Origin of the sequence: Halomonas sp. ALS9 (assembly GCF_001651035.1) — a bacterium.
Classification (GTDB): Bacteria; Pseudomonadota; Gammaproteobacteria; order Pseudomonadales; family Halomonadaceae; genus Vreelandella.
This window is the reverse complement of sequence record NZ_LXRG01000065.1, coordinates 369,861-382,643: the sequence shown is the minus strand read 5'-3', so window position 1 is coordinate 382,643 and position 12,783 is coordinate 369,861. Positions and strand designations below refer to the sequence as shown.

The following is a 12,783-nucleotide window of genomic DNA, read 5'->3' as shown; positions in this document are numbered from 1 at the left end:
GCTTACTTAATCACCCATTACCACACCTTCGCGACGGGGGTCAGCGCCACCAAACAGGGTGCCATCGCTAAGGCGCATAATGGCCTGGAGACCGCTGGTGAGTTCGCGCTCGCTGACCGTATGGCCGCGTTCGCGCAGTGACTCGATAGTCGCCTCAGGGAAACGTCCCTCCTCCACATAGACATCCCCGCCGAGCGTAATAGCATGGGGAAGGTTGAGCGCTTCCTGCGCACTCAAGCCCCAGTCACGCATGGCCACTAAAGTACGGGCGGTATAATGAATAATGGCAGCACCGCCTGGAGAACCAAGACTTGCCACCAACTCACCGCTGTCCTGATTGAATACCAGGGTCGGACTCATGCTCGAACGCGGACGTTTACCGGGCTCGACTCGGTTTGCCACCGGTTCGCCATCAACCTCGGGTACAAATGAAAAGTCGGTGAGTTCGTTATTAAGCAGGAAACCACCGGTTAGCCCCGTGCCGCCATCAGACATGATCCGCGAGCCAAATGCCTGCTCGATGGTGGTAGTCATCGCCACCGCGTTACCCTCCTCATCGATAATGCTGATATGGCTGGTACCGTACTCAGGCTGTTCGGGCTGGCTTGCCCAGCTAACGCTTAGCTCGCCAGGATTACCGGGTTCAGCGCTATCGCCCATACTCATCTCGTCGATAAGTGCACTACGCTGTTCAAGATAATTGGGCGCCAGCATCAGAGACCAGTCACCACCCGGTGCCTCGACAAAGTCTGGGTCGGCAATGTAACGGCCACGATCCGCAAACGCTAAGCGCGAAGCTTCTAAAAACTGGTGCAGCCACCCGCTGCTGGAAACACCATCATCTAGCGGGGCTTCAAGTAGCGGCTGCTGATCAAGCATGCCCAAAATCTGCATGATGGTTAGATGACCCGACGAGGGCGGCGGGAAGCCACATACTTCCCACTGTTGCCAAGGCGTGCACAGCGGCTCGCGATCAAGCGCTTCATAGCCACTCATATCTTCCATCGATAAGCTGCCTGGGCGTTCAGGATGGTTCTGAACGCGCTCAACGATATCTTCGGCCACTGCTCCTTCATGCAGAGCGGCGCTGCCTTGTTCAGCGAGTTGGCGAAATACCGCTGCTAAGGCAGGGTTTTTGAGCATTTCGCCCGCGGCGATGGGCTCGCCTTCAGCATCGTAATAAAACTGGCTCGCCAGAGGGTCTTGGCGCAAGAATTCATCGCTTTCAAGGCTGGTGTGCAGCCGATTACTCACAGCAAAGCCCTCTTCCGCTAAGGTAATCGCTGGCTTAAACAGTTCCGCCCATTCCAGTTCACCATGCTCAGCGTGAGCCTTCTCAAGCATACGCAGCGTGCCCGGAACGCCCACGGAGAGACCACTAACCACGGCATCGTTAAACGCCAGTGGCTCACCATCCTGTAAAAATAGTTCGCCGTTAACGCCCTGGGGGGCCGTTTCACGTCCATCGTAGGCGCGAACCTCGTCGCCGTCGTAGTGCATCAAAAAAGCACCGCCGCCAATACCGCTTGATTGCGGCTCCACCAAATTCAGCACCATTTGTACCGCAATGGCCGCATCAATGGCATTGCCACCGGCTTTAAGGACTTGATAACCGGCATCGGTGGCTAACGGGTTGGCTGCGGCCACCGCGAACGACTCCGCCGCCCAACCTGGCTTCTCTTCGTAACCAGACTCGCTTTCAGGCGAAATGGAAGGAGTCTCATAGCTAAACCCCCAGCTATATAAAGGCGCCACCAGCAAAACAGGTAGCGCGAACTTAACTGACTTTGGGGACATCTCAGCGCTCTCCGCGACAAATTAAAAGACAACTCCAGAAAAACTACTCCAGAAAAACCACTCCGGAAAAACTACTCCGGAAAAACTACTCCAAAAGAGTAGCCTATAAAAACAACGACGCCCGGCACAATGGCCGGGCGGTAAATTAGTTAAAATAAATGTAACTATTCGATTGTTTGGCCTGCGAGCATAAACCAGGTTTCCAGTACCGCGTCGGGGTTGAGTGATACAGAGTCAATGCCCTGCTCCATCAACCACTTAGCCAGATCAGGATGGTCTGACGGCCCCTGCCCACAGATACCGACATATTTACCCTTCGCTTTGCACGCCTGAATTGCCATGGCAAGGAGCTTTTTAACCGCCCCATTACGCTCGTCAAACAGATGCGCCACGATACCCGAGTCACGATCCAATCCTAACGTTAGCTGGGTCAGGTCGTTTGAGCCGATGGAGAAACCGTCAAAATACTCCAGGAACTCATCGGCGAGCAAAGCGTTAGCCGGCAGCTCGCACATCATAATCACTTTCAAGCCTGTTGGGCCGCCGCGCTCCAGGCCGTTTGCAGCCAGTAGCTCTACCACCTCACGCGCTTCGTCGGTGGTGCGCACAAAAGGCACCATGATTTCGATATTCTCGAAACCCATCTCTTCACGCACCCTCTTCAGCGCGCGACACTCAAGCTCAAAGCAGGGTCGGAATGCCTCTGAAATGTAGCGTGATGCGCCCCGGAAACCCAACATGGGGTTCTCTTCACCCGGCTCATAGAGTTTACCGCCAATCAGGTTTTCGTATTCGTTTGACTTGAAGTCTGACAGCCGCACGATGACACGCTGGGGATAGAACGCCGCCGCCAATGTAGAGATGCCTTCAACCAGCTTATCGACATAGAAGCTGACCGGATCGCTATAGCCCGCGGTACGTAAATCGATCACCTGCTGCAAGTCCACTGGCAGCGTGCTGTACTCCAACAGCGCTTTGGGATGCACGCCGATCATGCGGTTAATGATAAATTCGAGACGCGCTAACCCCACGCCAGCGTGAGGCAAACTGGCAAAGCCAAAGGCGCGATCAGGGTTACCCACATTCATCATAATTTTGAAGGGAATTTCCGGCATTGCATCGACGCTGGAGACCTTGCAATCAAACTCCAACAGCCCCTCATAGACATTGCCAGTATCGCCTTCCGCGCAAGAGACCGTGACGTCGACCCCTTCTTTTAACTGGGTAGTGGCATCGCCACAGCCGACCACTGCGGGAATGCCAAGTTCACGGGCGATGATCGCCGCGTGGCAGGTTCGTCCGCCGCGATTGGTGACGATCGCGGAAGCCCGCTTCATGATTGGCTCCCAATCCGGGTCAGTCATATCAGTGACCAGGATATCGCCATCATGGATCTTATCCATATCGTCAGGGCTGAGTACGACTTTGACAGTACCTCGGCCGATGCGCTGACCAATTGCCCGGCCAGTAATTAACGTGCGGCCTTTTTCACGCAGTTGAAAGCGCTCGAGCTTGCCGCCCTCCTGCTGGGAGACCACCGTTTCAGGGCGCGCCTGAACGATGTAAAGCTCACCGTCATCACCGTCTAACGCCCACTCAATATCCATAGGCCGCTGGTAGTGCTGTTCAATGGTCATCGCTTGGCGAGCAAGATCCATCACTTGCTGATCATTAAGACAAAAACGACCCCGATCCTGGTGCGGCACATCGACGGTTTCCACCGATTTACCCGCGCTGGCGTCCTGACCGTAAACCATCTTGATTAGCTTGGAACCTAGGTTCCGGCGTAGCACCGCCGGGCGACCTGCTGCCAGGGTCGGTTTGTGCACGTAGAATTCATCGGGGTTGACGGCACCCTGCACCACGGTTTCACCCAAGCCCCAAGAGGCGGTGACGAAAACGGCCTCTTTAAAGCCGGATTCGGTGTCTAAAGTAAACATAACGCCAGCTGCGCCGGTCTCTGAGCGCACCATTTTCTGTATGCCTGCCGACAAGGCGACATTTTCGTGGGCGTAGCCGCGGTGCACACGATAAGAGATCGCACGGTCATTAAATAGCGAGGCGAAGACTTCATGCACCGCACGCTTGATATTCTCGAAGCCCTCAATATTGAGGAAGGTTTCCTGCTGGCCTGCGAAGGAGGCATCAGGCAGGTCTTCAGCGGTCGCTGAGCTGCGCACGGCCACTTTCAGTTGCGGGTGCTGTTGCTGCAACTGGCCGTAAGCATCACGCAGGGCTGCTTCAAAGCTAGGGGGGAGCGGCGTATCGATAATCCACTGGCGAATGGTGCGGCCCGCCTCAGCCAGTGCCTTAACATCGTCGACGTCAAGACGGGCCAGGGTGGTATTAATGCGTTGGTTTAAGCTTTCGTGGGAGAGAAATTCACGGTAAGCATGGGCGGTAGTCGCAAAGCCGCCGGGAACCGTTACGCCAGCACCGGACAGGTTGGAAATCATTTCACCCAGAGAGGCGTTTTTACCACCTACGCGTTCGACGTCCGCCATGCCCAACTGATCGAACCACAGAATGTACTCTTCCACGTAACCCCCTCTCTCATAGATATCGGCATGGCCACTGATATGGGCATTAATGCCGTAGGCCATGGATAATACACTGAGCTACCCTAGCACCGCGCCGATACATTCGCCATTGGTCTAATAGCGAAGAGAGTGGAGGATTTTTACAACAGCGGCGCTTTCTGGACTATTTATGTAGTCAGACGCCTTTGACGCCGTCCTGACAACCGATGACACGTTGTGCTGGCAAACGCCTCGGCACACAATAGGCGAATCACTCACCAGTGGATTGCGTTATGAAGCGTACGGCTTTTTTTATTTCAGATGGCACCGGGATTACGGCGGAAAGTCTAGGGCGAAGCTTGTTGGCCCAGTTCAGCGATGTTGAAATCGACATGCAGACCAAGCCCTATATTGACACGTTGGAAAAAGCTCAGGCGTTAGCCGCGATTATTGAGTCAACAGCTAGCCGCGACGGCCACCGCCCGATCATCATTGACACCATTGTGGATCAACAGATTCGCGACGTTATTCGTCAGGCATCCGGGTTTAAAGTCGATATATTTTCAACTTTCTTAGAACCCTTAGAGCAAGAGTTAGAGACGCACTCTTCCTACAGCGTTGGCCGCACTCACTCGATTGGCAGCGACGACGTCTATATGGATCGTATTCATTCCGTGCATTTTGCACTGGATAACGACGACGGTGCCCGCACCCACCAATATGATAAGGCCGATATCATCCTGGTTGGCGTTTCGCGCTGCGGTAAAACCCCTACCTCACTCTATCTGGCGTTACAGTTTGGCATTCGAGCGGCTAACTATCCGCTAACAGAAGATGATCTAGATGAAGACGGCATGCTCAAGCTACCCAAGGCGTTAGCACCCCATCGGCAAAAGCTGTTTGGCCTAACCATCGATGCGCGACGCTTATCGGCGATTCGCAACGAAAGACGCCCCAATAGCCGTTACAGCTCTATGGATAAGTGCCTGCAAGAAGTGGAACAGGCAGAGTCGCTCTACCGTACTATGCACATTCCGTTTATTGACGCAACGCGCTTCTCGGTAGAAGAAATTTCGACGCGGATGATTGCCGAAACGGGCTTAGCGAGGCGTTTCTCGCCCCGCTAAGCGTAAAAAATCACCACAAGCCCTCAGCGGATTACATACCTTTGGGGGCAAAAATTCCCGGTGCGTTGCGCCAGTACCCTTTGTAATCCATGCCAAAGCCAAACACGTAGCGGTCGGCAACTTCCAGGCTGCAATAGTCAGCTTTTAAACCGGGTACGGCTTTGCGGTTGTGCTGTTTATCTACCAGCACTGCCGTAGTGACACTGGCGGCCTGGGCTTCTTCGCAGTAAGCCAGAATCGCCGCCAGGGTCGCGCCCTCATCCAAAATATCGTCAACAATAACCACATGGCGACCGGCCATCGGCACTTCTGGGGAAACGCGCCAAAATAGCTCGCCGCCACGCAGCTCGTTGCGGTAGCGGGTGGCATGCAAATAATCCACTTCCAGCGGGAAGCCCAAGCGGGTCAGCAGGTGCCCGGTGGTAATCAAGCCGCCATTCATCACGCAGTAAAACACTGGCAGTTTATCGCCTAAATCTTGTGTGATCGCTTCCGCCATGCGGTCAAGCGCCCGCTCTACCTCTTGCTGTGAAATAAGGCAGTCGGCGTTATCCATCAATTCGCGCATCGAGTCCAACGACTCTAAGGCTTCTTTATCCAGCTTTGACATCTACCAACTCCACGCGGGTTAAAAGCTTCAGTTATTTGAGCAAGAGATCTATTCAGCGCTTGGCTTGGGCTTGTCCGCTAGCGCTTCCAACTTGGCGTGGGCACGCCGCCAACGGCCCAGCGCACTCAGTGCATCCAGGTCTGGTCGCGCACGGCCATAACGTAGCTTTGCGGGGCGTTTGGTATTGACCCCTTGGCATGCTTGCATGACATCAAGCGCGGCGGTACGGTCATTACACACCAGCAGCATATCGCAACCTGCTGCAAGTGCGGCCTGGGCACGCGCTTTGGGGTCTCCTGCTTCATGGGCGCCCGCCATACTTAGATCATCTGAAAAAATGCAGCCTTTGAAGCCTAGCGATTCCCGTAGCATGCCCAGCCAAGTGGGTGAAAACCCCGCTGGGCGCGTATCGAAAGCGCTATAAATAACGTGCGCAGGCATAACCCCATCCAGCCGTGAGGCTAACTGGGTAAAGGGCACAAGATCATGCTGTTTAATCACGTCTAGCGGGCGGTCATCGACCGGTAGCGCAACGTGGGAGTCCGCTGCAACGCCGCCATGACCCGGGAAATGCTTACCCACAGCGGCCATACCGGCATCGTGAAGCCCTTGAATAAAGGCACTGCCCAGTTGGGCCACGTGCAGAGGATCACTACTAAAACTACGGTCACCGATAACACTGGATAGGCCGCTCTCAACATCCAATACCGGAGCGAAGCTTAGATCCAGCCCGCAGGCGGCCATCTCCATCCCCAGCAGCCAACCAGCATCTTTGGCTAACGCCAGGCCATCTTCCGGGGTAGCGTGATAACATTCGCCGATACGCGCCATGGCAGGAAGACGTGTTAAGCCCTCCTTAATGCGCTGCACGCGACCGCCTTCCTGATCCACGGCAAGCAGTAAATCAGCCCGCACGCGGCGAATATCGCTACAAAGCTGGCGCACCTGATAGCCATTTTCGACATTGCGGGCAAATAAAATGACACCCCCTACCGTCGGTTCTAGCAACAAGCGTTTCTCTGCAGCCGTCAATTTTGGGCCTTCAAGGTCAAGCATGACCGGGCCTAACGGTTGAGTCATCGTGAGAGATCCATTGAAAGGGGCGATGATTCTAGACGATCGTCTAGCGGTGTCAAAATCTGATTAATCAAAGCATTGACGGCCACCGTGCAACCAAACAGGGGTACCCGGCAACGCTAAAGAAAAAATGGTCAGCAAATCACTATTACGTAAACGAATACAGCCGTGGGAAGCAGCAACGCCCATGGGCTCCTCAGGTGGTGTGCCGTGAAGATAAATATAGCGCCGCTGAGAGTCCACCTGCTTACCGCGGTTCACCCCCCTCTCCAATCCACACAGCCACAGGATGCGGGTCAAAATCCAGTCACGTTTAGGATAAGCTTCAGCTAGCGCGGCTGAAAATATCTCGCCCGTCCAGCGGCGGCCTCGAAACACAGCATTTTCGGGCATGTTGCCACCAATAGCGGCTCGCACATAGTGCCAGCCGTGGGGCGTTTGACCACTACCACTGAGCTCCCCGCTTCCAGCGGCACCGGATGAAATTGCACACTCGTGGAGCACTTTAGGTCCTCGCCAACAGCGCAGTTGCTGTTGAGTGGTATCAATTTCCAGCCAGATATTATCAGTCGGAGGTAGCTCAGCTAGCGTAGGCGTTCGCATGTTTTCCTTCTTCAGGCTTGGCTTCTTCAAGGGTCAGAGGTAAAGGCGCATTCATGGCAGCTACAACGACCGGGAGCAGCCGCCTTACCAAGTCACGCACAGAGACCTGTTCGTGATAATCCTTCTCCGCGATATCGCGCAGTGCATCAAGGCCAGACAGGGTAAATATAACCGTGCCAAGCATAAAGTGTAGCCGCCAAAAACGCTCTGCGTCAGGCAGGTTTGGCGTTGCTTTACGGACAAGCTCGGTGAAGCGGGTAAATACATCGCCGTACTCTTGCTGGATATGGCGCCGGAGATGTCCCTGGGCCTGGCTGTAGGCAAGACCGAGCAGACGCATAAACACTTTTAAACTGTTGCGCTCAGCTGGCACCGCAAGAACAGTTGTGGCCATGGTTTCGAGCAGTGTTTCAAGCGGGATAACGCGCCCAGCGTGTTGGCCTTCCAGCTCATCCAAAGCGGTGTGAAAACGCTGATTAAAAGGATCCAGATATCGCGAAAAAACAGCCTGAATCAGGGCTTTTTTGGAACCAAAGTGGTAATTGACGGCGGCCAGGTTAACGCGCGCTTTGCTTGTGATGTTACGCAGCGACGTTTCGGCAAAACCCCGCTCTGCAAACAGCACCTCAGCGGTATCGAGTATACGTGTCACCGTATCAGATTGAGCCATGTCGCTCTCCAGGGAAACAGGTGTTTAAAACATAGCAAAATACTATGCCATAACTTTGGCGGGCTCAACGCTTGATTTATTGACAAAATGTGGCTGGTTAAATAAGCAGAAACTTAGTTTCAAACGATTAGGAAAATTGCATAGGCATCACCGATAGGCGCTGACAAGCCATATACTGGACAGAGGAACATACTGTATACTTAACCACTCATTGATTAAGTCGACATTTAACTTGTTACTGTCTATTCACAATTTATGGAGTCTGGTATGTCGCGTCCGCTAACCGCTCGCCAACAGCACGTGTTTGATTTTATCGTTAAGACTATGGGCGAATTTGGCTACCCTCCTACCCGCGCCGAAATTGCCAAAGCACTTGGCTTCCGCTCTCCCAACGCTGCAGAAGAGCACCTGCGCGCGCTGGAACGCAAAGGCGTTATTCGCATTATCCGCAACACCTCTCGTGGCATCCGCCTGCCCAACCAGGAACCTCAAGACGTCCTGGAAAACGCCGTCACCTCGTTACCTGCTGCCAACGTTGAGACGCTGCCGACTGGACTGCCCGTAATCGGTGAGGTGGCCGCTGGCAGCCCCATTTTAGCCGCTGAACATATTGATCGTTACTGCCCCCTGCCAGCCGAGTATTTTACACCCAAAGCCGACTACCTGCTGCGCGTACGCGGGCTTTCGATGAAAGATATTGGTATTTTGGAAGGCGATTTATTAGCGGTGCATCGCACCGACCGGGTGCGCGATGGCCAGATTGTAGTAGCACGACTAGATGATGAAGTAACGGTCAAACGCTTCAAACGCCAGGGGCACCAAGTGACGCTATTTGCTGAAAACCCCGACTTTGCGCCCATTGAAATCGACCTGCGATCCCAGTCGCTCGATATCGAAGGCGTTGGTGTAGGGGTAATTCGTGGCGGTAACGGCCAGGCACTCGGCTAGCAACCACCACTATTGCAGGTCGATATAGCGGTGGTCATTGAAGGTGGCCACCCAGTTAGGGTGATAGACCAGCAGAATACTCAGCAGCATGCCGGTTATAAAGGCCTCTGAAGGCATTAGTAGCGGTAAGAAGCGCGCATACTCCTGGGCGAGATAGATCGCCTCTGGATCGGTTCCTGAGACGATAATCAGCAGTACCGCCGCTAACCCTCCCCCCAGCGTTGCCAGCGCCGCGCCGAAAAAGCCGCAGGCAAACAGAAAGACCATTAAATTATCCGGCAGGCGGCGATCTACCAGCCGCCATACCGTGCCAATGACGGCCGCCGGGACGACACCGGTAACCAGTACGTTTGCCCCCATTAGCATCCACTCGTTGCGACCAATGACCACCATAGCGATATTAATCAGCACGTTGCTAATCAGCGCTAATGGTGCTTTAAAAACGAGTGTCATTAATACTGTGAAAACAAGGTGCAGCGTGAGCCAATCAACCGCCTGCGCACGAAGCTGCCACATCAGCAGCACTGCCAGCGTGGCGCCTAGCCAGCGGTGCTGAAGCGCCGTATCCGCTAGCAACACCTGCCAGGGCCGCCCCCAAAGTGCCCACGCTAAAACGCCTAGCGAGAGTAGCCAGGTAAACAGCAGCGCCCAGGGCGCTAAAACACTTTGCGCGAATGACATGGCGGCCTCTCGGGTTGATGGCGTTAGGGAGCCTCTAGCTAAAGACCACTGTCTTATTGCCGTGCACCAGCACGCGATCTTCTAAGTGCCAACGCAACCCGCGAGCGAGCACCGCCTTCTCTACATCACGGCCAAAGCGTACTAAATCCGTAGGTGTATGGCAGTGGCTAACACGATGAATATCCTGTTCGATGATGGGGCCTGCATCGAGCTCCTCGGTCACATAGTGGCAGGTAGCCCCGATAAGTTTTACGCCCCGCTGGTAAGCCTGGTGGTAGGGTTTTGCCCCGGCAAAAGAGGGCAAAAAGCTGTGATGGATATTGATCACGCGTCCCGCATAGCGTGCACACAGATCAGGGGGCAGAATTTGCATATAGCGTGCCAACACCACGCAGTCAGCGCGGGCACTGTCGATTTCGGCCTGTACCTTGGCAAAGGAGGCTTGCTTATTGTCAGGGTCTACCGGCACATGGTGGTATGGAATGCCGTACCACTCTGTCAAAGAACGCATATCGTCATGATTGGAGATAACCCCAACAATATCGCAATCCAGCTCACCCGCTTGCCAGCGGTAAAGTAGATCGACCAAGCAGTGTGACTCTCGCGATACCATCAGTACTACCCGCCGACGTTGTTGGGTATCCACCAGTGACCACTGCATATTGAATTCGCTGGCTACCGGCGCAAACGCCTCGCGCAACGCTTCTACGGTCATACCTACCGAATCCGCCAAAATTTCATAGCGCATAAAAAAGCAGCCGGTTTCTAAATCAGAGTGCTGGCTGGCTTCGGTAATAGAGCCGCCCTGCTGGGCAATAAAACTCGAGACCCTTGCAACAATCCCCACCCGGTCAGGACAGGAAACCACTAAACGATAATAATGAGACATGTGAGCTACTCTTGACCTATTTCTAAGGTAATTATGACAAACCAGCGGCTTAGGCTGCATATTGTATCGGAAGGCCAAGGATGATTGTTAGCCGCCCCTGCCTTCCCGTATAGTTAAGTCACTACTTTTTAGGTTTTTCATAACAGATGCATTCACCACGCGTTCAAATTCGTCCCCGTCGTCGTCCACCGCTGCGCATCTTGCCGCTGGGGGGCTGCGGTGAGATTGGAATGAATCTAACGCTATACGGCTATGACGACCACTGGATAGCCGTGGACTGCGGCATGACGATCCGCCAGGATCTTCCCAACTCACCGCTACAAGTGCCCAATCTCGATACGCCGAAAGCATTAGGGATTGTACCCAAAGCGCTGTTTATCACCCACGGCCATGAAGACCACATTGGCGCGGTGGCCTGGCTCTGGCCGATGTGGAACTGTCCCATTTACGCCACTCCGCTAGCGGCGGGCCTGTTGCGGCTAAAGTTTGCCGAGCATCAGCTTAGCAGCGCGGCTATCCATGTCATTGAACCTGGCGAGGCGCTGGAAAGCGGACCGTTCACGCTGCGCTATTTGCTGTTAACGCACTCGATCCCAGAGAGCTGTGCGTTAATGATGATCGCCGGTGGCTACCGTGTCTTGCATACCGGTGACTGGAAACTCGACCCCGAACCGATCATCGGCACGCCGATCAGCGCCACCCACTTCAAGGCGCTTGCACCAATTGACTTAGTCGTGGGCGACTCCACCAACGCTCCAATGCCTGGCCACTCTGGCAGCGAAGGGGACGTCGCCCGGGCGTTGGCAAAAACCCTCAGCAATTGCCAGGGCCGCGTGGTGATCTCTTGCTTTGCCAGCAATCTTGCCCGGGTGTTAGCGATAGGACGCGCGGCGCATCGATGCGGCCGTCGTATCAGCTTAATGGGGCGCTCCATGGAGCGCATGGTCAGCGTCGCGCGTGGGTTAGGCTATATGGATGATCTGCCGCCGCTGGTGCCCAACCACGACCTTGGCTACCTGCCTCGGGATGAAGTGGTGATTATCGCCACCGGGAGTCAGGGCGAGCCCCGCGCCGCACTTCAGCGTCTCGCCCAGGGCCGTCACCCCTATGTGGATCTTCAGCCGGGCGATAACGTCATTTTCTCGGCTAAAGCCATTCCCGGCAATGAGCGCCCCATCGAGCAGCTTAAAAAGCGTTTGGCGCATCTCGGTGTCAGCATCTATGACGAGTTCAATCACCCTGAATTACATGCCACAGGGCATCCTGCTCAGGATGAGCTGATCAAACTCTATCAGTGGGTCAGGCCCAAGCATCTTATGCCGGTGCATGGCGAAGCACGCCATCAGCAGGCCCATCAGGCCATCGCCAACCAGCTGGGCATTAGTGCCCCACTGACACCGATAAACGGCGATCTGATCAATTTTGATAGCCACGGGCTGCGCTGCGAGGCGCGCTATCCGCAGCCGCCCTGCATAGTCAGTCAGAACAGCGTGGTGCCCCATCCCGGTCTTGAGTTGAATGACGCCAATAAGACCCGTCGCGGCAGCTTATACCTTGCGCTACCGGTGACCGCGACTGACACTGGCTGGGCACGGATTGGCCGCTTGATGTTGGATGCCTCAGGGGCCAGCCCGCTGGATGAAGATAGCTTTAGCGATTGGCTGGATGATCAGCTTGAGGAGATTGCAGCAGAGACGCTTGCCGACTTGCGTCAGGCATTGCAGCCCCGCTTGGTTCACTGGCTGGCGGAGCATATGCAGCACCTGCCCGATGTGCACCTACAGATTATGGCCGCCGAAATGCCAGACACAGTCATCCTGGACAACGCCGCCAATCGATAGGAGTCTACTCGCGCTGGACCT

General features: G+C 54.8%; 11 protein-coding genes. 3 read left to right on the top strand and 8 right to left on the bottom strand.

All coding sequences use genetic code 11. The features are described from left to right. Positions 1–6: 6 nt before the first annotated feature. Complete coding sequence (gene ggt, locus A6R74_RS06030) at positions 7–1,797, bottom strand: gamma-glutamyltransferase (RefSeq protein ID WP_064233539.1); 1,791 nt, start codon at positions 1,795–1,797, stop codon at positions 7–9. A gap of 164 nt (positions 1,798–1,961) precedes the next feature. Next, positions 1,962–4,337, bottom strand: coding sequence for a phosphoenolpyruvate synthase (gene ppsA, locus A6R74_RS06025; RefSeq protein WP_064233585.1), 2,376 nt, complete (start codon positions 4,335–4,337; stop codon positions 1,962–1,964). Between the two features lie 272 nt (positions 4,338–4,609). Here ppsA and ppsR point away from each other — a divergent pair, with 272 nt between their 5' ends. Then, entirely contained in the window at positions 4,610–5,443 is an 834-nt protein-coding gene (gene ppsR / locus A6R74_RS06020) for a posphoenolpyruvate synthetase regulatory kinase/phosphorylase PpsR (RefSeq protein ID WP_064233538.1), read from the top strand. A gap of 31 nt (positions 5,444–5,474) precedes the next feature. Here ppsR and A6R74_RS06015 read toward each other — a convergent pair whose 3' ends face one another. The 4 genes from A6R74_RS06015 to A6R74_RS06000 all read right to left on the bottom strand — a co-directional run bounded on the left by A6R74_RS06015 (position 5,475) and on the right by A6R74_RS06000 (position 8,403). Next, positions 5,475–6,053, bottom strand: coding sequence for a hypoxanthine-guanine phosphoribosyltransferase (locus A6R74_RS06015; RefSeq protein WP_064233537.1), 579 nt, complete (start codon positions 6,051–6,053; stop codon positions 5,475–5,477). A 48-nt stretch (positions 6,054–6,101) separates the two neighbouring features. Next, the gene (gene nagZ / locus A6R74_RS06010; RefSeq protein ID WP_064233536.1) at positions 6,102–7,133 is read right to left on the bottom strand and encodes a beta-N-acetylhexosaminidase; all 1,032 of its coding nucleotides are present in this window, start codon (positions 7,131–7,133) and stop codon (positions 6,102–6,104) included. Positions 7,134–7,196: 63 nt separating this feature from the next. After that, positions 7,197–7,733: a L,D-transpeptidase gene (locus A6R74_RS06005; RefSeq protein WP_064233535.1), complete on the bottom strand. Its 537-nt coding sequence runs from the start codon at positions 7,731–7,733 to the stop codon at positions 7,197–7,199. Then, positions 7,711–8,403 carry a TetR/AcrR family transcriptional regulator gene (locus A6R74_RS06000; RefSeq protein ID WP_064233534.1) on the bottom strand — a complete coding sequence of 231 codons (693 nt, stop codon included), beginning with the start codon at positions 8,401–8,403 and terminating at the stop codon, positions 7,711–7,713. Before A6R74_RS06000 ends, A6R74_RS06005 begins: the two co-directional genes overlap by 23 nt. 267 nt (positions 8,404–8,670) lie before the next feature. Here A6R74_RS06000 and lexA point away from each other — a divergent pair, with 267 nt between their 5' ends. After that, positions 8,671–9,351 carry a transcriptional repressor LexA gene (lexA, locus tag A6R74_RS05995; protein WP_064233533.1) on the top strand — a complete coding sequence of 227 codons (681 nt, stop codon included), beginning with the start codon at positions 8,671–8,673 and terminating at the stop codon, positions 9,349–9,351. Positions 9,352–9,360: 9 nt separating this feature from the next. Here lexA and A6R74_RS05990 read toward each other — a convergent pair whose 3' ends face one another. Both A6R74_RS05990 and purU read right to left on the bottom strand, forming a co-directional pair. Beyond that, on the bottom strand, positions 9,361–10,032 hold the full coding sequence (locus tag A6R74_RS05990; RefSeq protein WP_064233532.1) for an energy-coupling factor ABC transporter permease: 672 nt from the start codon (positions 10,030–10,032) through the stop codon (positions 9,361–9,363). Between the two features lie 34 nt (positions 10,033–10,066). Continuing rightward, a complete protein-coding gene (purU, locus tag A6R74_RS05985) occupies positions 10,067–10,921 on the bottom strand; it encodes a formyltetrahydrofolate deformylase (RefSeq protein WP_064233531.1) in 855 nt (284 codons plus the stop codon). Positions 10,922–11,151: 230 nt separating this feature from the next. On the opposite strand from purU, the gene A6R74_RS05980 reads away from it, so the two are divergent. Further along, positions 11,152–12,762: a ribonuclease J gene (locus A6R74_RS05980; protein ID WP_064233530.1), complete on the top strand. Its 1,611-nt coding sequence runs from the start codon at positions 11,152–11,154 to the stop codon at positions 12,760–12,762. The last annotated feature ends 21 nt before the right edge of the window (positions 12,763–12,783 follow it).

Excerpts from the sequence above, each read along its gene's own strand:
- ggt (WP_064233539.1), bottom strand. The coding sequence starts at position 1,797 with ATGTCCCCAAAGTCAGTTAAGTTCGCGCTACCTGTTTTGCTGGTGGCG.
- ppsR (WP_064233538.1), top strand. The coding sequence starts at position 4,610 with ATGAAGCGTACGGCTTTTTTTATTTCAGATGGCACCGGGATTACGGCG.
- A6R74_RS06015 (WP_064233537.1), bottom strand. The coding sequence starts at position 6,053 with ATGTCAAAGCTGGATAAAGAAGCCTTAGAGTCGTTGGACTCGATGCGC.
- nagZ (WP_064233536.1), bottom strand. The coding sequence starts at position 7,133 with ATGACTCAACCGTTAGGCCCGGTCATGCTTGACCTTGAAGGCCCAAAA.
- A6R74_RS06005 (WP_064233535.1), bottom strand. The coding sequence starts at position 7,733 with ATGCGAACGCCTACGCTAGCTGAGCTACCTCCGACTGATAATATCTGG.
- A6R74_RS06000 (WP_064233534.1), bottom strand. The coding sequence starts at position 8,403 with ATGGCTCAATCTGATACGGTGACACGTATACTCGATACCGCTGAGGTG.
- lexA (WP_064233533.1), top strand. The coding sequence starts at position 8,671 with ATGTCGCGTCCGCTAACCGCTCGCCAACAGCACGTGTTTGATTTTATC.
- A6R74_RS05990 (WP_064233532.1), bottom strand. The coding sequence starts at position 10,032 with ATGTCATTCGCGCAAAGTGTTTTAGCGCCCTGGGCGCTGCTGTTTACC.
- purU (WP_064233531.1), bottom strand. The coding sequence starts at position 10,921 with ATGTCTCATTATTATCGTTTAGTGGTTTCCTGTCCTGACCGGGTGGGG.
- A6R74_RS05980 (WP_064233530.1), top strand. The coding sequence starts at position 11,152 with ATGAATCTAACGCTATACGGCTATGACGACCACTGGATAGCCGTGGAC.